Source organism: Polaribacter aquimarinus, from assembly GCF_003129485.1.
Taxonomy (GTDB): domain Bacteria; phylum Bacteroidota; class Bacteroidia; order Flavobacteriales; family Flavobacteriaceae; genus Polaribacter; species Polaribacter aquimarinus.
The window spans coordinates 344,366-364,508 of sequence record NZ_QFFG01000001.1 but is presented as its reverse complement, the minus strand read 5'-3'; the positions used below and the strand labels follow the sequence as shown (position 1 = coordinate 364,508).

The following is a 20,143-nucleotide window of genomic DNA, read 5'->3' as shown; positions in this document are numbered from 1 at the left end:
ATGACTATACTTGATAAAATAATCGCATTTAAAAAGAAGGAAATTGCTAAGATAAAAGCTGAAGTTCCTGTTCAAAAATTGGTACAAAGTCCAAAGTTTAATAGAACTCCTTTTTCTTTAAAAAAATCTTTGTTAGAAGTGGGTTCAACAGGAATTATTGCTGAGTTTAAACGTCAATCACCATCCAAAGGAATCATTAATGATAAAGTTACTGTTGCAGAAGTTACTAACGGTTATTTAGATGCAAAAGTAGCAGCACAGTCTATCTTAACTGATACTTCTTTCTTTGGAGGAACTATGGCAGATTTAATGGAGGCAAGAGTCATCAATCAAGAAAAACCAATTTTAAGAAAAGATTTTGTGGTGGATGGTTTTCAAATAGTAGAAGCTAAGGCTATTGGTGCAGATGTAATTTTATTAATTGCTTCTTGTTTAACTTCTCAAGAATTGAAAAATTACGGAAATTTAGCAACAGATTTAGGGTTAAGTGTTTTGTATGAAGTACATACTCAGGAAGATTTGGATAAAATTAATGATTTAGACAATAAAATTATCGGAATTAACAACAGGAATTTGAAAACCTTTGAAGTTGATTTAGAACACTCTATTAATTTGGCAAATCAAATTCCAGATACTTGTATTAAGGTTTCAGAAAGTGGAATTTCTGACCCAAAAATAATTACGGGTTTAAAAGAATTCGGTTTTCAAGGGTTTTTAATTGGTGAGAATTTTATGAAAGAAGAGAATCCTGGAGAAGCTTGTATGGACTTTATCAATCAAATTAGATAGAATGAAACTAAAGGTTTGTGGAATGAAATATGTAGAAAATATTCAGCAAATAGCTGAGTTACAACCTGATTATTTAGGGTTTATTTTCTATGAAAAATCCAAAAGAAATTTTGAAGGAATCATTCCTGAACTTCCTGAAGGTATCAAAAAAACAGGAGTTTTTGTAAATGAAATTCCTGAGATTTTAGTTTCTTATATAGAAGAATATCAGTTGGATGCTGTTCAATTGCATGGAGATGAATCTGTTGATTATATTAAGTCGATTCGAAAATTTTTATCAGAAAGTAGAGCCTCATTTATTGAGGAAAATAAGGGGAGAAAAAAAGTTAAGAAACCAAAATCTTATGATAATTTAGAAATTATCAAAGTTTTTGGAATAAAAGATGAATTTAATTTTGAGATTTTAAAGCCTTATTTAGATGTAGTAGATTACTTTTTATTCGATACTAAAGGAAAAGAAAGAGGAGGTAATGGAGTCAAGTTTGATTGGACAGTTTTAAAAGACTATCCTTTTGATAAGCCTTTCTTTTTAAGTGGAGGAATTGGTTTAGATGATATAGAACAAATCCAAATAATGAGAAAAACGAATTTACCAATTTATGCATTAGATGTAAATAGTAAATTTGAAATTGAACCAGGATTAAAAAATATTGAACAGATTCAGAGCTTTAAAAATAAACTCTTTTGAAAGGAAAACAAGAAATATTAACTAAAATAAGGGAACATTGTTCTAATAATCTTTATGCAAGGATTTCAAGAATTGGCAAAGCTAACAGTAAGTTTTCAGAAGTTAGCAGAGGCTATATTTTAGACTATTCTAATGATTTTCTTTTATTTAGAGAAGAGGAAGATTTTCTTTTTACAGGATTAAATATTATACCAATTAAATACGTGAAAGCAATTAGGTATAATGCAAATGATAAATATTGTGATCATATAAATAAATCGGAATATGATATCAAAGAGTTTCAACTTGTTGACTCAATCAAAATTGATTTAACAAGTTGGGAGTCAATTTTTGAAAGTTTAATGAATTCTAAAAAAATTGTGATATCTGAATGTGAGAAGTTAAAACACGGTTATTTTGCTATTGGAGATATTAAAAAATTCAATGAAAAATTCGTTTTCATTAATCATTTTGATGCAGAAGGAAATAGAGATAAGGAACTAGTAAAACATAAATATAATTGGATTACAAAAATCACATTTGATGATAATTATTCAAAAGTATTTTCAAAATATATTAAAGAATAAAAATGAAAAGCAAATTTCACCCAGATAAGAATGGATATTTTGGACAATTTGGAGGAGCATTCATCCCAGAATTGTTGTATCCAAATGTAAAAGAGTTAGAAGATAATTATATTCAAATTATCGAATCTGAGGAATTTCAAAAAGAATACAAAGCTTTATTAAAAGATTATGTAGGTCGTCCAACACCTTTGTATTTAGCCGAACGTTTATCAGAAAAATATGGAGCGCATATTTACCTAAAACGTGAAGATTTATGTCATACAGGAGCTCATAAGGTAAACAATACAATTGGTCAAGTTCTAATTGCTAAAAAATTAGGAAAAACAAAGATTATTGCAGAAACAGGAGCAGGACAACATGGAGTTGCTACAGCTACTGTATGTGCTTTAATGGGGTTAGAATGTACTGTTTTTATGGGTGAAAAAGACATTGTTCGTCAAGCTCCAAATGTAGCCAGAATGAAAATGTTAGGAGCAAAAGTAGTCGCTGCTACTTCAGGTTCTAAAACTTTAAAAGATGCTACAAATGAAGCTATAAGATATTGGATTCAAAACCCTGAAACGTTTTATTTAATCGGTTCTGTAGTTGGTCCTCATCCACATCCAGATATGGTTGCTCGTTTACAAGCGATTATTTCTGAAGAAATGAAATGGCAATTAAAAGAAAAAACAGGAAAAGAAAACCCAGATACCATAATTGCTTGTGTTGGAGGTGGATCTAATGCAGCTGGTGCTTTTTATCATTATATGGATGATGAAGATGTAGAACTTGTAGCTGTTGAAGCTGCAGGTTTAGGTGTGAATTCTGGTGAAAGTGCTGCTACATCTCAATTAGGGGAAGTAGGAATTATTCACGGTTCTAAGACCATTTTAATGCAAGATGATTATGGTCAAATAGTTGAGCCTTATTCTATTTCAGCAGGATTGGATTATCCAGGAGTTGGTCCTTTACACGCTTATTTGTACGAAAGTAAAAGAGCAAAATTCATGAATGCAACTGATAAAGAAGCTATAGATGCAGCCTACGAGTTAACGAAGATTGAAGGAATTATTCCTGCATTAGAAACTGCGCATGCTTTAGCTGTTTTGCCAAAAATGGATTTCAAAAAAGATCAAGTTGTGGTTATCAATTTATCTGGAAGAGGAGATAAAGATTTAGAAACTTATATTAAGCATTTAGAAGATTAGACAAATGTCACATCGAGTGAATTTAGGAGGAACGAATAAATTTGTATCGAGATGTAATTAGTTCTCGATACAATTTTCTCAAAAAAAAACCGAAAATCACTCGAACTGGCAAAACCGAATAATTATGAACTCAATCCAAAAACTATTTCAACAAAAGAATAAAAATTTATTGTCCATATATTTTACTTGTGGTTATCCAGAATTAAATGATACCACTTCAGTAATTTCAACATTAGAAAAAAGTGGAGTTGATTTTATTGAAGTTGGCTTACCATATTCAGATCCTTTAGCTGATGGCCCAACAATTCAAGATAGTAGTCAAAAAGCATTACAGAATGGTATCAATTTAGATATTGTTTTTGAACAATTAATGTCAATTAAGTCTTCAAATAAAACACCTTTAGTGTTGATGGGATATTTGAATCAAATGCTAAAATATGGTGAAGATAAATTTTGTCAAAAAGTAATAGATTGTGGTATAGACACTGTTATTATTCCAGATTTACCTATGGTAGAGTTTGAAAATCATTATCAACAATTGTTTGACAAATATGGAATTACAAATGTGTTTTTAATCACTCCACATACCTCTGAAGATAGAATTAGAAAGATAGATTCTTATACAAAAGCATTTATTTATGTGGTTGCATCAGCATCAATAACAGGTGCAAAAGGAGAAATTTCTAATCAACAAATAGCTTATTTTGAAAGGATTAAAGGAATGAATTTACAAAGTAAGTTAATTGTTGGTTTTGGTATTTCCGATAAACAAACTTTTAACACTGCTTGTTCTTACGCTAATGGAGCTATAATTGGTTCTGCTTTTATAAAGAATTTAGGAAAAAAAGGAATTGATAAAATAGATGATTTTATAAAGCCTATTCTATCTTAGAAAAAAAAGCGAAACTTTTAAGTTTCGCTTTTTTTAAGTTTTAGTAGAATGTTAGTTGACACTAATTAATTTAATATCAAAAACTAAAACGGCTCCACCAGGAATACCTCCTCTACCATTAGAACCATAACCTAATTGGTATGGTACAATTAAAATACCTTCTCCACCTTCTTTAAATAATTGTATTCCTTCTGTCCATCCTCGAATTACTTGTTGTAAATTGAATGTAATTCCGTCAGCGCTACTTTGGTCAAAAACATTTTTGTCTAAAAAATAACCTTTGTAAGCAACTCTTACATTAGAATTAGCAGTCGGTTGCGTACCAGTTCCTTTCTTTTGGATTACATAATATAAACCAGAATTGGTTTTTTTAGCTGTTAAATTATTTTCTGCTATATATGCTTTAATATCGTCTTCGGTCTGTGGTGTAAAATTATCATCTTTAATACAAGAGCTCAAAAGAAAAATAACAAAAACTGAAAGTAAATAAGGTTTCATCTTTAATGGTTTTTAGAAAATTTTGGCGAATATACTTTGTTTTTTTCTTAATAAACCTTTTCTCCATTTAAAAAAGTAGAGTTAATATTAGTTTTAGGAATTTTATCACCATCAACTGTCATAATATCTTGATTTAAAATCACAAAATCAGCAAATTTTCCAACTTCTATAGAACCTTTTTCATTTTCTTCAAAATTAGAATACGCAGCCCAAATTGTCATTCCTTTTAAGGCTTCTTCTCTGGTTAAAGCATTTTCCATTTGATAGCCTTCGTTAGGGTAATTTTCAAGATCTTTTCTCACCACAGCTGCATAAAATGTTAAAAAGGGATTCACTTGCTCTACAGGGAAATCTGTACCTAAGGCTACTTTTCCATAAGATTTTAATAAATCCTTAAAAGCATAAGCTCCCTTTATTCTTTCTGATCCTACTCTGTCTTCAGCCCAATACATATCAGAAGTAGCATGTGTAGGTTGAATAGAAGGTAAGATATTATCAAAATTCTTAAAATCTTCTGTTGATATAATTTGAGCGTGTTCAATTCGCCAACGTCTATCTTTTTTATTTTTTAAAACCTTTTTATAGGTTTTTAACAACCAAGTATTTGCAGAATCTCCAATAGCGTGTGTATTCATTTGATACTCTGAAGCTGCAATTTGTTCTGCAATTTCTTGATATCTTTCTGGAGCATAAATCAACGCGCCAAAATGATTTTCTCTATCAGAATACGGTTTGCGCATTGCAGCACCTCTTGAGCCTAAGGCTCCATCACCATAAACCTTAAAAGAACGAACATTTAAGTAATCTGTTTTGATAATTCCTTTATCAATATAGTAGTCAATTTGTTTTTGATTGTCTGCAGAAACCATAGCATAAACGCGGATTTTTAAACTGCCAATTTGTTGTAAACTATCAATTAGTTCAATAGTATTTCTATTTAATCCAGCATCATCAACAGTGGTTAATCCATAAGAAAAACAAATTTTTTGAGCATCAAGTAAACCTTGGATAGCTTGTTTTTTTGATGTTGATGGAAATTTAATATAATCCATAGCATTGTCTATTAAAACACCTGTTAGTTTTCCATTTTTTGTGATGAATTCTCCACCTTCTACTTTAATAACTTTGGTGATTCCTGAATAATCTAATGCAGCTTGATTTACTAATAAAGCATGTCCATCAACTCTTCTAACTGCAACAGGAGTTCTAGGAAAGAGTTTGTCTAATTTTTCTTTGGTTGGGAATTCTTTTACCTCCCAATCATTTTGGTCCCAACCACGACCAGTAATATAAGTAGCACCTGTTTTGTCTTTAAAGTCAGATATTTTTTGCAGCACTTCATCATAACTCTTTGTACCTTCTAATGATACTTTTTGTTGTTGCAAACCCATTCTGTAAAAATGACAATGCGCATCAATTAAACCTGGAACAATCGTTTGATTTTTTGCATCAATGGTTTTCTTAGATTGATATTTTTCTTGAATTTCATCAGTTGTGCCAATTGCAATAAATTTTCCATCTTTGATAGCAAAAGCTTCTGCTTTATCAAAATTTGAATTTACAGTATATGTATTAGAGTTGATTATAATAATATCAACTTTTTCTTTTTGGCAATTAATAAAGAGAAGAGATACAATTAGAAGAGAAAAAATATTTTTCATTTTTTAAGGTTTTACCATGGTGTTACTATATAAATATTTGTCCATCAAATAGATGATGCTTGCCATAGAAGCACTTCCCAATTCTAATTCTCTTTTGTTTACTTTATCAAAAGTATCTCTACTTGTATGATGATAATCAAAGTAACGTTGAGAATCTGGTCTGTAACCAACAAGTGTTACATTTTCTCCTCTTAAAGGACTAATATCTGCTCCAGAACCACCTTTGTCTAAATCGTGTAATCCGTATGGAGATAAAAGTTTTTTCCAACTTTGTAGTAGTTTTGTGTTTACTGAATTGGCATCAATAGAAAAACCTCTTGGAGTATGTCCACCAGCATCCGATTCTAAACCACCTATATGGTTTTCTTTATTCAATTTAGCTAATTCAGCATATTTTTTTGCGCCACGAGTTCCGTTTTCTTCATTCATAAAAAACACCACTCTTAAAGTATTTTTAGGTTTGATATTATTCTTTTTAAACAAATAAGCCACTTCCAAAGATTGAACAACTCCTGTTCCATCATCATGAGCGCCTTCGCCTAAATCCCAAGAATCTAAATGCCCACCAACCACAAAAATATTTTCAGGAGTTTCTGTACCTTTAATTTCGCCAACTACATTAAAAGAAGGAGCATCAGGTAAAGTTTTACAACTTTGCTTAAAGTGAAATTTTAAATTAGGGTTTAGTTTTAAATCATCACTTAAAACATTTGCTGCTCTAGAACTAATTGCAGCAGCAGGTATGTATTTTTCTTTTGGTAAATTTCCATAGCTCATAATTCCCGTATGCGGATAATCGTCAACAGAGTTGGTCATAGAACGCACAATGACTCCTTTTGCGCCAAATTCCCCGCAAACTGCAGCACCTCTTACACGTTGATCAACACAACCTCCATAAGCCTTAAAAGTATTGATTAATGTATTGTCAAAAGATCGATTAAAAAAGATAATTTTACCTTTCATTTTATTACCTAAAGCTCTGGCTTCGTCTAAACTTTTTACTTCAATTACTTCGGCAAGAATACCTGCTTTTGGAGTGGCAACAGAAAAGCCTAAAGCACAAATTGGGACATTTTTTTTAATTCCATTACTTGTGTAATTTGCAATTTCTTTTTCGCCACGAACCCAATGAGGAACCATAACAGGTTGTAACCAAACTGAATCTAAACCTACTTCTTTCATCACTTTTTTACCCCATTCTACTGCCTTTTGAGTTTCTGGAGAACCAGATAAACGTCCGCCAATATTTTGAGTTAAATCCCTTAGCCATTCATAAGATTTACTTTGAGTTAGTGCGGAATTAAATAATGTTTTAATTTTTGTAGAATCAATTTTTTCTTCTGACGATAGTCCTTTTTTATTGATTATTTTTTTTTGTTTTTGATCGCAAGAAACCCATAAAAAAGTGAATAATAATAAAAGTGAAAGTTTTTTCATTTTTGTAGTTGAATTAGATTTTATAAATCTACAAAAATGAAATGAGAATTTAATTTATTTGAAAGTGAATATGGTCATCATGTCTAACTGCTTTACAACCATGAAAACGAATTCTGTTGTTATTAATCTTTAATCTGTTTTTTAAATGTGGTTCAATAAAAACTTTGCTTACATTTTTATGCTTTAAAATTTCTAAAATTAGATTTTTTGTAGCTTTTTCTGATAGCCTTATGTTTTTATTAAAACTACCAAAAGTCAGATATTTAGGAAAATCATATTGCCAATATCCTTTTGTCTTACAGATTTCTGTTTGGTTTGTACTATTTTTATTGGGTTCTACAAAGACTCCATATCCACTTGTAGAAGGTTTTAAATTGGTTGTATTTCCTTTTTCATCTTCATACAAAAAGGAAATATCAATCTTTTTTCCATCATTATGACTTAAGTGAGGTAGTAGTGGAAACCCATCCCAAAAAGGAAAATTAGCATCTAAATATTGTATTTTAATATTGCTGTATTCTACTTTAAATACTTTTGAAATATCAACTAAAATGTAATTTAATTCAGGTTTTACATAGTTTCTGTTTAATAAGTCTGTCAAGAAAAAATGCGAAGAAAGATTGGAATTTTGACTAATTTTTTCTCTCCCAAATTTTGGTGCAATATGAGGAACAATAACATAGGTAGATGCTATGTACAAGAAACAAAAGAGTAGAAATTGTTTAATTTTAAATTTCGCTTTTTTTGAGGAAATAGTTAGAATAACTATAATATATATTAATCCACCAATTTGAGATATTATTGTAAGAAGTATAATTATGAGAAATTGTAAAATAAACCTCATAAATTTTTAAAAATCAAACTTATAAGTAATACCTCCTAAGATTTGAAAACCTTGGGTGTCAAAATTTGCGAAACGTTGGTATTGAGTATTTAAAACATTGCTTAATTTAAGAAATGCAGAGAATTTATCACTGAAATGATAACCACCGTTTAAATTAACATCAACAAAAGAATCAACAATTTCGATTCCTTTTAAACTTGAAGGGTATTGTGCATTGTATATGGCATCCTTTCTTTCGCTGAGATAAAAAATATCTGCAGTTGCGAACCATTTATTAGTTTTGTATTTGGCAGACATTAAAGCTTCTAGAGAAGGTAAATTCCACTCTGTAAATGCATTGGTTATAGTGTATTTATAATATTGAGCTTGAGTTGTAATAGAAATATGTTTGGTTATATCATATTCTATTTCAGTTAAAAAAGACAGCGTTTTTACATCATCATAATAAACTCTAAAAGAGTTCCCATATTCATAACCTTTAAGTTGATATCCGTTTACAATACTTGATGCCCCATCAGATTTTGAGTTGTTTCTTAATAAAAGAGGTTTGTCCTCCTCACTAATGATACTAGCTTTAATGTTAAAACTTATACTGTTGGTTATTAATCCATTTAAACCTCCAAAAAGATTTGAGTTCTCAGCCGTTTGAGTAATAAATAATGTGGGAGAAATATAAGGGTTTATTTCTGTGAAATTTTTATAAGTGTTCGATTTTAAGCTTCCAGACAAGCCTCCGTAGATATTAAGAAAATCTTTGATAACTGGCCTTTGGAATTTTATGTCAGGAAATATAAAAAAATCAGAAATACTATTTTGGGTGTCAATCGAAGCAAATACTTTAAAACCAATTTTAAATAAAAAGTTATTGTATACTATTCTGTATTCTGGATTAACATTTACAGTTAAGATATTATAATTTGATGCTTCTTGATTATTGTAATTGTTTTTAAAATTCCCTTTTAAATATTCAAATTCTGAATAAATAGCGATATCTTTTAATTTTGGACTCAGAAAATCTAAAGGAAAGTTTAGTTTTGTTTTGAAGTTGATTAATATTTCATTGCTCTTATATAGGTCTGAAAAATAAGCAACAGCGATTTTAGAAAAATCGATATAAGAATCATGAAATTTAAAATCACCTGTTAATTTAAAATAATTATAAGTTTGGTTCTCATTTATTGAATTTATAGTTGCTTGATTAAAATTAATGTTAGGAAGTCCATACCAATTAAAGGTATTTCTTTCTGAATACCCGCTAATTTTCCAGTCAAAATAACGATCTACCTTTTTATAAAAAGCGCCAAAAGTAAAATTCGAAAAATCACTGTTTAGTATTGTATTATTTATATCGTCTATTGAACTTAGATATTTAGCAGATACTCCAAATTCATTTTTAAAACGTGTATTATGGTGTAAGAAAATTTCAAAAAAAGGAGAGTTGAAGTTTCCATAACCAGCAGCAAGATAATTCTTGTAAATCCGTTCTTTTACGCCCACATCTATACCTTTTACGACTCCACTTCTTGGAATAAAAGTAGAGGCAACAGGAGCTGAAAAAATAGTGTATTCTAATTTTTTCTTTTTACTTTTTTTAGGGAGTTGTATGGTAGGGGTTATTTTTATTTTTTTTGCATCAGCAATTTTAGGATTAAAAGCTGTAATAACTTCTACAACCTCAGTCTTTACAGTGTCATTAACTGTTTCTATAGGTTTTTCTTGGGCTTTAGTAGAAAAAAAACCAATCAAAATTAAAAAAAAGCAGACTAGTTTTTTCATCTAATTTTTATCCTTTGTTGTAATCGAGTTGTTAATTTTAGCTTCTTTTTCTTTAATCGAATCTAATTCTGTTTGTGCTTCTGCAATAATATCTTCAAATTGTTTAAAGTTTTTTATTATGTTTTCAAGTACAAATGTTGCTTGGTATACATCTTTTAAGCGATAATAGTTTTTTCCCATTATAACATAGCTTTTAACAGCCCAATATTTATAAGCAGAATATTTTTCGATTAACTTTTGGATTACTTTGTTAGATGCTGTGTAATCTTTTTGTTGATGTTTAAAGAATGCGTTGTAGTATAAAGCCTCTGCTTTCAGTTCTCCTTTAGCATTTCTTTCAACTTCTAAAAAGTATTCTTCAGCTGTATAAAAATCTTCTTTTTTTAAAGAGGATTTTGCAATAATAGTTTTTGCATCTAATTCTAAAGCACTATCAATTTTATCTCTTAAAAGAATTTTTTTTGCATATTCTATGGCAAAATCATACGCTTTTGTTTCAAAATAACCTTTCATAAGATTACTTTGTGCATAAATTAGATTTTCTTTAGAATATGCTTCTTGTTCTAATCTGTCTAAATAAGGAAGTGCTTGGTCAAATTTATTATCTTGTAGATAAATTTGAGTTAATTTGCTTAAAGAATCTTCACTGTACTCATTTTGTTCTTCATCTACTACTACTTCATAATACGAAATAGCTTTTTTAAATTCTTTAACTTTAAAAAGTATATCAGCTAAATAATAGTTAGCTTTAAGTCGATGAATACCATCAGGATAAGCATTTACATAGTCTGTAAGGTTCTTTATAATATCATTACCATCTTTAGATTCAAAATATTTTTTTTCTGCAACTGCAAAAGCAGTATTATCTAAATCTGAATTTGTTATGTTGATAAATTTTAAGGTTCTAATCCAATTTACGTATTCATCTAAATTACCCTTATCTATATATATATTTCTAGCATTTGCCACTGCTTCAAAAGCATCTGGTGAATTGGAATATTGAGAAGTAACTTTCTTAAAACTTTTAAGAGCTTTGTCTGGTTGATTGTTGTTGTAATACAATAATCCTTGGCGAACCAATGCTTTTGGAATAAAAATACTACTACTATGTTTTTCTATTAATCGATTGTAGGCTTGTTGTGCTTTTGTATTTTCTTTTAAAGTAGTATAAGTAACTCCTAATTGAAAAAGAGCATCATCTTTAAGAGAAGAAATTTGATATTTATTTATAACATTTGTAAGTGCTTTTATTTTTGCATTATTATCTCCTGTAAAACCGTAAATTAATCCTATTTGATATTGAGCATAATCAGCACTTTCGCCATTTTTTGTAACAACTTTTTGATAAGATTTTATAGATTCTTTGTAATTTTTTATAGCAAAGTAACAATCTCCTAAACGAACTAAAGCATCATCGTTTAAAGAGTTGTTTATCGAATCTTTTTTTAAAAAAAGGTTAAAAGCTACCGATGCTTCTTTATATTGTTTTAGTTTAAAATTATTGTAACCAATATTGTAATCAATGAGTTTAAATTCTGATTTTTTATTAGTTAATGATTCTCTTAAAGATTTGAATTTAGTGAGGGATTCATTAAAGTTATTTAACCTATAATAGCTTTCTGCTAACCAAAATTTAGCTTTTTCTTGTATTGCTATATTTTCTGCTTTACTACTAAATTCAAAAAAAGGAATTGCTTCTTTGATTTTATTTTGATTAAAAAGTTTAATTCCTCGATACAAAGAGACCTCTAAAGAAAGAGTGATATTTTCTTTAGATTTTTTCTTTGATAAGAATTCTAAAGCACCTTTATAGTCTTGTTGATGAATATAAGATGATACAACTAATTTGTTTACCTCCTCATAAGCTTTAGATTTTGGATACTCTTTTAAATAATCTTGTAATACATGGGCTACACTTTTAAAAGGATTACCCTCTTCGTAGCTTAGTTTAACATAGTTTAAAGCAGCATCCTCTTTAATTTTCTTGTCAAAATTCATCTCAGCAGCACTCTTAAAAGCATTTAAAGCTTCTGTTTTCTTATCTAAATTCAGGTAACATTCACCTAAATGATAATAGGCGTTTTGAGAAATTGAATTCTGTTCATCAATAATTTTATTAAAATTATTTACAGCACTTTCGAAATCATTTTGTTTGTAATATGCATACCCCAATTGATAAAAATCTGTATTATTCCATTTTCCTTTTTTCCCTTTATAGTTTTTTAAAAAAGGAATCGCCTCTGAATATTTTTTTAAATTAAAATAACTTTCTCCAATTATTTTAGAAATTTCAGATTGGTCTTTCCTTTTGGCTTCTTTAATTAACTCTAAACCAATAAGAACACATCGTTTAAAGTTACCCGCTTTAAAGTTAATATCTAATAGATAGTAGGAAATTTCTTGCTTATAAGTTTCATTATTTTCAATTTCCTTTAAAGTAGATTCTGCTATGCCATAATCTTCTAGTTTATAGGCTATATAACCATAATAATACCTAGAGTCATTACCATATTTAGCGTCATTAATAAGTAATATAAATCTTTCTTTTGCTAATGTGTAGTTTTTGGTTACCAATAAGCAGTACCCAACTTTATAATTTAACTCTTTAATATTTTCATTAGATAATAAATCTAAATTTACTTTTTGATACCATTTTAAAGCATAAGCAGCTCGTTTATTGGCAAAATAATAATTAGCCACATTAAATATAGCTTTGTTTTTTTTATTACTAGTAGGATTTTCACTAATGAAATCTAACACTTTTTTGTCTGCATCGGTTTTGTTTAACTTTATTGCACACATTGCTTCATAATAAAAAGCGTCAGACTTTAGCTTTGAGTTGTATGGTGTATTGTGTATAAAAGAATTAAATTTCTTTTCAGCATTCCCGTATGCTTTATTATTGTATAGTTTTAAAGCATTGTTAAATACTGTAGTATGGTTGGTGTCAACAAAAGTTTGTTGACCATAACCTACTACAGGAATAATGGTAATTATAAAGAAAAGAATATGTTTTTTAAAAAACACAGTATTCATATAATTATTTTTGTTTTTCAATGAGAATAACGAACAATTTTTATTTTTGTTTGATTGGGGAAGAAAAAAATACTTTAATTTTTATATCAAATGTAACAATAGTTATGAATTTATTATAGAAAATAGATAGAAACTTATAAGTTTGTAGAAAGTAATGTTTTTTATGGAAAAACCGGTTTTACATTTAGAAAATGCAGATATTTATCAAAGAGATAACTTGGTGTTATCTAAAGTGAATCTAACCATTAATAAAGGGGGTTTTTATTATTTAATAGGAAAAACTGGTAGCGGAAAAAGTAGTTTAATGAAAACACTTTATGGAGATTTAAAACTTCAAAGAGGAATAGGAAGTATTGTTGGTTTTGATTTAAAGAAATTAAAAGAAAAAGAAATTCCTTATCTAAGAAGAAAAATTGGAATTGTTTTTCAGGATTTTAAATTGTTAAGTGATAGAAATGTATTTTCTAATTTAGAATTTGTTTTAAAAGCTACAGGTTGGAAAGATAAAAAAAGCATAAAAGATAAAATTAACGAAGTTTTAGATAAAGTTGGAATGAAAGCTCAATACTATAAAAAAACATTTGAACTTTCTGGAGGAGAACAACAACGAATAGCTATTGCAAGAGCTTTATTAAATGATCCTGAACTAATATTAGCAGATGAACCCACAGGTAATTTAGATCCTAAAACATCCATAGAAGTAATGGAATTACTTAATGAAATTCATAAAAGTGGAAAAACAATTTTAATGGCAACGCACGATTATCAATTAATTGTTAGGTATAAACAAAAAACACTTAAATGTGAAGGAGGAGAGTTGTTTGAAGTGGCTCAAAAAACGACTACTGTTTAAAAATAATTTCCATCATTTTTTTTGCTGCAGTTTCAGGTGAAAATGGTTTGAGTTTCTTTAACCTTTTTTCTATATCTTTTTCAGTAAATTCTTTTTGAAAAAGTGTTTCTGTTTTTTTTAGTATTTCTTCTTTAGAATTAGCAATTTCACAGGTACTTTCTAAACCTGTATCTTCTATTAATGGTGAGTTTGCTATTATAAATTTACCTTTGTAAAGTGTGTTTAATAACTTTAGTTTTATTCCTGTTTTTTGAAAGCTAAACAAAGTGTTTATATGAGCTTTACTAAATAATTCATTTAAATCTTGTTGTTTAGGAATTTGCTTTATAGAGATGTTTTTATATTTGTTTACTTCTGCTTCGATATGATTTTCTTTGATAGAAGTGGCGATAACTAGATTGTAGCTACTGTCTTTATATACATCGATTAAAAATAAACAAGATTTTATATTATCTGCCACTCTTAAATCTCCATGATATAAAATAAAATCTCCTTTATTATAATCATTAGAGTTAATTTTAGTTTCATGAAAAGCGGGTAAATAATGAACATTCACTCCAAAGTTTTCAGAGAAATATTTTTGCTCAAAAGGTGAAATTGTAAAAATAGCTTTTGCTTTCTTGAGGTTTCTCTCAAATTTTTTGAGTTTGAAACCTTCTAAATAAAAAAATATTTTTTTTAAAATATTTTTTTCACTTTTTGCTAATCCGTAAAAATAAGAATGCTCAATATTATGAGTTCGAACGTAGCATTTCTCTAAATTAAATTTATAAAGCGGATAAATTGTATGTAAACCTTCAAATAAAATAGGACAATCTAAATTTTTGAGGTTTGAGTTTAATGTTTTATTAACTCTACTTTTTAATCTAAAAGGAAGTGTTGAAAAAATTGAAATAAGAGTGTTATTCCTTTTGTAATAGGTAACTTTTTCACAATATTTTTCTAGCTCTACTTGTTTTGTTTTATGATCAAAAATATAAGTGTGTAAATAAATTTTTACGCCCAGTTTATAAAGCTCTTTTATTTTATAAAATACATCAATAATTCCTCCATAATTTGGCGGATAAGGTATGTCAAAAGAAACAATATGCAATCTTTTACTCATAAACAACAAAGTTAAAACTAAAAGCAATAACTTTATGCTTTATTCTAAACGATTTATGAAAAGAGACGAATTAGCAGAAATTATATATCAAAATATATTTAATCATAAGGAAAATTTAAAAAAAAATTTTTTAAATCATAGTCATGAAATTGGTTTCTTTTATTTAGATAATTTATTGCCATTAGATGTAGCTTTTAAACTACATAAAAGTTTTCCGAAATTAGCCGAAACAGTTAAGAGAAATAGTATAAGAGAATTAAAATATACTGCTTTTCAAATGGATAAATATGATTCTGTTTTAGAGGAAATCACCTATGCTTTTCAAGAAGAAAAAATTGTAAAACTAATTGCTGATATTTGTTGTATTCAAGAAGTTTATGCTGATGAAAATTTATATGCAGGGGGACTTTCTTTAATGGAAAAAGGAAATTTTCTAAACCCTCATTTAGATAATTCTCATGATAAAGACAGAAATAGATGGAGAGTTTTAAATCTTTTATATTATGTAACTCCAGATTGGGAATTAGATTTTGGAGGTAATTTAGAAATTTGGCCAAAAGGATTAAAAGAAAAACAAATAACTATAGAAAGTAAGTTTAATAGGTTAGTGGTTATGGCAACACATCAGAATTCTTGGCATTCTGTAAGTAAAGTTCAAGTAGATAATGTTAGGTGCTGTGTGTCTAATTATTATTTTTCTGAAAAACCATTATTGCCTTCAGATAAATTTCATGTTACTACTTTTAGAGGAAGACCTAAAGAGAAATTAAAAGATTTTATTTTACAAGTAGATAACGGAATTCGTTCTACTTTACGTAAGTTTTTTAAAAAAGGGGTTAGAGAAAACCCACATCAATACAAAAAGTAATTACTTTAAATTATTAAAAATAGTAAGTAATTTTATTGATTCATTTTCCCAAATCAATTCCTTTTTAGCTTTTTCAAGGGCTAAATTATAATCTTTACCAATCATTATTTTTATTTGATTTGCAAGACTTTCAGAATTTCGTTTTAATACAATTTCTCCTACATTATAATTGTTAACAATTTCTTTCATCTCAGGTAAATCAGAAACAAGAATTGGCACCTTAGCTTGAATGTAGTCAAATATTTTATTGGGTAAAGCATACCTATAGCTTAAACCTATGTCTTCCTCAAGGCTTATACCAATGTCTGCTAAAGGAGTTAGTTCTTTTAACTGATTTGGTGGTAATTTCCCTAAAAAATACACCTTGTTTTCAAGTTTTTTATCTCTCACATATACTTTTAATTTTTCATAAATATCACCAGAACCAATAATTACAAATAAGTGATTGTCAAGAAAAATCATAGTATCTATCATCAACTCTAAACCTCTTCCAATGTTTACACTTCCTTGATATAAAATTATTTTTTTTCCTTTATGTGGAAAAGAAAAAGATGATCTTGTAGCACTATCTTTTTTTGATATTGGGGCGTTTTTAATTACTTTAAAATTGGTAGTATACTTTTTATTAAAATAGGCTGCAATGCTATCACAAACAGTGTAAGTGTTCTTTAATTTAGGAAGAATTCTGTCTTCTAGAGTTTGCCATACTTTTTTTACAGTTGGTCTTGTTTCTAGTTCTGGAATTTCCGAAAAGAGTTCATGACTGTCAAAAACAATTTTTTTCCTTTGAATTTTACTGACAATATAGTTGGGTAAGAGTGTATCTATATCGTTAGCTAATAATATGTCTTTTTTAGAAAAAAGAATTAAAAAAAAGAGTCTCAGGTTGTATTCTGCATAAAATAAAAAGCCACTATTAAACATAAGAGACATCCTTTTTGTTTTATAGTTCCTATTTAACGGAAGGCTATTTTTTAAAATTCGACCAATTAATAGAATTTCGAAATTATTTTGATGTAAGGTGTTACAGACCTTTTCTACTCTTTGGTCGGTAGATAAATCATTAGAAACGGATACAATTATTCTTTTCAAATTATTTATTTGCTGCAATATAAAACAAAAAAAAATCTTAGTGTAATTCTTGGTTTAAGAGTGTTTTTTATTTTTTAAATAAATCACCTTTTAAAATAAATTTAATTAAAGTAATGTATCACAATAAAATAATCTATATTTGAGAACATCATAATTGCACGAAAGAGTTATCATAATATTAACTTTTAATCCCCTAATTAAAATGTGTAAATGCCCTTCATGTAACTCAAGTTCACGAAAAAGATTATCAAGAGGTTTTATTTTAAAATTTATACCAAAGGCAAAGTTTTATAAATGTTATAAATGTAAATCTAGATTTTTAAGTATACCGTATTTGTTTTCTGTTTTTCTTCTTAAAAAAGGAACAAAAAACTCAGAAAAAGAAATAATTAAGGATCAAAATTTAATTGTTAACTGAAAAAGAAAACCTCCAAAATTTTGGAGGTTTTTATTTATTGTGGAGACGCCGAGAACATAACAGGGCGTTATCATTATTTCAAACATCCTTTAAAAGTAATAGTTTTCTCAGTAAAATCAATATGAACACTGTAAATAAAGGATTTGTTGAAAATTGTATAAAATTGAATGAAATTGAAAACGGTTGACTAGCGGTTGACTAAATGTTGACTAACTATTATTTTATTATTATATTTGAACTGTTCAAAAGTTCAATATATGGCAACAGTAAAATTCTTACTTCAAAGTAATTCAGAAAACGCACCAATTTATTTAAGGCTTTCAATCGGTAGAGGTAAAATATTCAAAAGAAAAACATCATTGAGTATTAACCCTAAAGAATGGAGTGAAAAGAACTTACCTAAACAAACTACAGCAGAAAATAAAAACATCGCATCTCAACTTCGGAAGTTGAAAGATTTTGTTTTGGATGAAGTTAATGTTTCAAATTCAAAAGGTATCGAGATTGAGGGTAAATGGTTACAACATATAATAGATTTACATTTTAATCGTATTGAGGTTAAAGAATTAGATTACTTGGTAGAGTATGGGGACTATTTTATAAAGAATTTAAAATATAAGACTAATGACAAAACCAAACAATTAGGTGTTTCAAAATCAACTGAAAAGAAGTACAGAACCATAGTAAACAAACTACAATCTTTCGATAGGTATAAAAAAAGAAAAACTAAGTTAATTGATGTAAACCTCAAATTTAGAATTGAATTAATTGAGTATTTCAATGAGGTTGATAAGTTAAGTGATAATACAATAGGTCGTTACCTGAAGTTTGTAAAAAGTATTTGTTTAGATGCAGAAAAAAATGGTTTTAGAGTAAGTAGCCAACTAAAAGACTTTATGGGTTTTTCTATTGACGCACCTAAAGTAATTTTAAATTTTGATGAGTTAGAACAAATTAAACAAACCAAGTTTGTAAGTGAAAATCATAACATTGCAAAAGACTGGTTAATCATTGGATGCTTTACGGGGCAAAGGGTTTCAGATTTGTTAAGAATGAATAAAAACTTTATTCAGATACTACAAGGATATGAGTTTATTGTAATCACTCAACAAAAGACAAAAAAGACAGTTCAAATACCAATACACTATGAGGTTAAAGAAATCCTAAATAAAAGAAATGGGGATTTTCCTCCTTTATTTACTACTAACATAGATAGTAATAAAGCAATGTTTAATCGTTATTTAAAGCAACTTTGTAAGATTTCTAATATAGATACATTGGTAAAAGGCAATAAGTTCGATGAGGGTACTAAAAGATATATTACTGGCATATATCCAAAGCACGAATTAGTTTCATCTCATATTTGTAGACGTTCTTTTGCATCAAATCATTATGCAACTGAATTGTATCCTACTCCTTTGTTAATGAATATAACAGCCCATAAGACCGAAAAAATGTTTTTAACCTACATTGGTAAACAACCTATTGATTATAGTCTACAAATTGCTAAAACATGGGCGAAACTCGAAAAGAAAAGAGTTAATAAACCTCAACTAAATGTGTTAAAAAAAGCATCAAATCAATAATTTAAAAAGTTAAAAATTGGCTGATAAAGAGTTTATTAGGAAAAATTTAATTGATTATCAATTGATCGAATTTATTAGAACACTTACAAAGCACGATATTGACTTGCTTAATTCTCAAATCAAAGAAGATGATTATTTAAGTGGATTATCTTTAGATGATAGATTAGAATATTTTGAAATTGAATATAAAAAAATATTTGATAAAGAAAAATCAAGAGATTGGCAAAATTTTAATGGTTTGAGTTTAAATGAAAAAATTGCTTTGAGAGCATTTAAAAATGTAATGAATCAAAGACATAATAAAAGTGTTTATACAAGAACTGCTGAGATGTACAACAGGTCATTAGATTTTAAAAATGCTTTACTAATTTTACTTGAGGATGAAGAAAGGTATTTTAGAGAGTTGGCAGAAAGTTGTAATAAAGATGAAGTAGAAACGTCCTTATCTGATTATATTGTCTTTGAAGAGGGGCAATTTGATAGATTAGAGAAGATTGCTTTAAATGTATCAACATCTATTTTAGAACAATTTGAGGAAGATTACAAAGAAATTGAATTCTTACAAGGGAAACAAAGGGAATTAAGAATTTTAGATTTTAAAAAAGAATTATTTGAGCAAATCATTAAAACTAATTGCCTTTATATTTTAAACGAACATTATGGACAGGTTTACGAGAAAGAAATGAGAAAATTTTTAAGTATATGCTAATTCTAAAAAAATAAGGATAAAAGTAGAGACTGATTGAGAATCTATCTTAAAAGCGGACGAGTTGATGCCCTTGATAAAACAAGTCCTTACTCTGTAACGTCCGAAACGAATTCCGCTGATGCAAAATTAAAAATAAAT

Annotated in this window: 17 protein-coding genes; 9 read left to right on the top strand and 8 right to left on the bottom strand. The window is 28.2% G+C overall.

Translation table 11 applies throughout. The features are described 5' to 3' along the window. From trpC to trpA, 5 genes are all read left to right on the top strand, one after another. A complete protein-coding gene (trpC, locus tag DIS07_RS01765) occupies window positions 1–789 on the top strand; it encodes an indole-3-glycerol phosphate synthase TrpC (RefSeq protein WP_109403495.1) in 789 nt (262 codons plus the stop codon). 1 nt (window position 790) lies between these two features. Then, the gene (locus DIS07_RS01760; RefSeq protein WP_109403494.1) at window positions 791–1,477 is read left to right on the top strand and encodes a phosphoribosylanthranilate isomerase; all 687 of its coding nucleotides are present in this window, start codon (window positions 791–793) and stop codon (window positions 1,475–1,477) included. After that, window positions 1,474–2,043 (top strand): hypothetical protein, encoded by a 570-nt coding sequence (locus DIS07_RS01755; RefSeq protein WP_109403493.1) that lies wholly within the window; start codon window positions 1,474–1,476, stop codon window positions 2,041–2,043. Before DIS07_RS01760 ends, DIS07_RS01755 begins: the two co-directional genes overlap by 4 nt. Window positions 2,044–2,045: 2 nt before the next feature. Beyond that, entirely contained in the window at window positions 2,046–3,230 is a 1,185-nt protein-coding gene (gene trpB, locus DIS07_RS01750; protein WP_109403492.1) for a tryptophan synthase subunit beta, read from the top strand. Window positions 3,231–3,354: 124 nt separating this feature from the next. Continuing rightward, a complete protein-coding gene (trpA, locus tag DIS07_RS01745; RefSeq protein WP_109403491.1) occupies window positions 3,355–4,122 on the top strand; it encodes a tryptophan synthase subunit alpha in 768 nt (255 codons plus the stop codon). 51 nt (window positions 4,123–4,173) lie between these two features. On the opposite strand, the gene DIS07_RS01740 is transcribed toward trpA, so the two are convergent. The 6 genes from DIS07_RS01740 to DIS07_RS01715 form a co-directional block, all read right to left on the bottom strand. Further along, a complete protein-coding gene (locus DIS07_RS01740; protein WP_109403490.1) occupies window positions 4,174–4,620 on the bottom strand; it encodes an FKBP-type peptidyl-prolyl cis-trans isomerase in 447 nt (148 codons plus the stop codon). A gap of 47 nt (window positions 4,621–4,667) precedes the next feature. Next, window positions 4,668–6,281 (bottom strand): amidohydrolase, encoded by a 1,614-nt coding sequence (locus DIS07_RS01735; protein ID WP_109403489.1) that lies wholly within the window; start codon window positions 6,279–6,281, stop codon window positions 4,668–4,670. A 3-nt stretch (window positions 6,282–6,284) separates the two neighbouring features. Further along, entirely contained in the window at window positions 6,285–7,718 is a 1,434-nt protein-coding gene (locus DIS07_RS01730; RefSeq protein ID WP_109403488.1) for a M20/M25/M40 family metallo-hydrolase, read from the bottom strand. A 49-nt stretch (window positions 7,719–7,767) separates the two neighbouring features. After that, a complete protein-coding gene (locus DIS07_RS01725; protein WP_235869072.1) occupies window positions 7,768–8,418 on the bottom strand; it encodes a hypothetical protein in 651 nt (216 codons plus the stop codon). Between the two features lie 150 nt (window positions 8,419–8,568). Beyond that, a complete protein-coding gene (locus DIS07_RS01720; RefSeq protein WP_109403486.1) occupies window positions 8,569–10,338 on the bottom strand; it encodes a TonB-dependent receptor in 1,770 nt (589 codons plus the stop codon). Next, window positions 10,339–13,374 carry a tetratricopeptide repeat protein gene (locus DIS07_RS01715; RefSeq protein ID WP_109403485.1) on the bottom strand — a complete coding sequence of 1,012 codons (3,036 nt, stop codon included), beginning with the start codon at window positions 13,372–13,374 and terminating at the stop codon, window positions 10,339–10,341. It abuts the gene before it with no gap. A gap of 163 nt (window positions 13,375–13,537) precedes the next feature. Between DIS07_RS01715 and DIS07_RS01710 the strand changes: the two genes are divergently transcribed. After that, a complete protein-coding gene (locus DIS07_RS01710; protein ID WP_109403484.1) occupies window positions 13,538–14,227 on the top strand; it encodes a cell division ATP-binding protein FtsE in 690 nt (229 codons plus the stop codon). On the opposite strand, the gene DIS07_RS15160 is transcribed toward DIS07_RS01710, so the two are convergent. Beyond that, on the bottom strand, window positions 14,217–15,332 hold the full coding sequence (locus DIS07_RS15160; protein ID WP_235869071.1) for a glycosyltransferase family protein: 1,116 nt from the start codon (window positions 15,330–15,332) through the stop codon (window positions 14,217–14,219). The genes DIS07_RS01710 and DIS07_RS15160 overlap by 11 nt on opposite strands. Window positions 15,333–15,387: 55 nt before the next feature. Here DIS07_RS15160 and DIS07_RS01700 point away from each other — a divergent pair, with 55 nt between their 5' ends. Continuing rightward, entirely contained in the window at window positions 15,388–16,200 is an 813-nt protein-coding gene (locus DIS07_RS01700) for a 2OG-Fe(II) oxygenase (RefSeq protein WP_109403483.1), read from the top strand. Here the strand turns inward: DIS07_RS01700 and DIS07_RS01695 are convergent, their stop codons facing one another. Further along, complete coding sequence (locus tag DIS07_RS01695) at window positions 16,201–17,292, bottom strand: glycosyltransferase (RefSeq protein ID WP_109403482.1); 1,092 nt, start codon at window positions 17,290–17,292, stop codon at window positions 16,201–16,203. 675 nt (window positions 17,293–17,967) lie between these two features. Between DIS07_RS01695 and DIS07_RS01690 the strand changes: the two genes are divergently transcribed. After that, entirely contained in the window at window positions 17,968–19,296 is a 1,329-nt protein-coding gene (locus DIS07_RS01690) for a tyrosine-type recombinase/integrase (protein WP_109403481.1), read from the top strand. A 16-nt stretch (window positions 19,297–19,312) separates the two neighbouring features. Beyond that, window positions 19,313–20,005 (top strand): hypothetical protein, encoded by a 693-nt coding sequence (locus tag DIS07_RS01685; RefSeq protein WP_109403480.1) that lies wholly within the window; start codon window positions 19,313–19,315, stop codon window positions 20,003–20,005. Window positions 20,006–20,143: the final 138 nt, after the last annotated feature.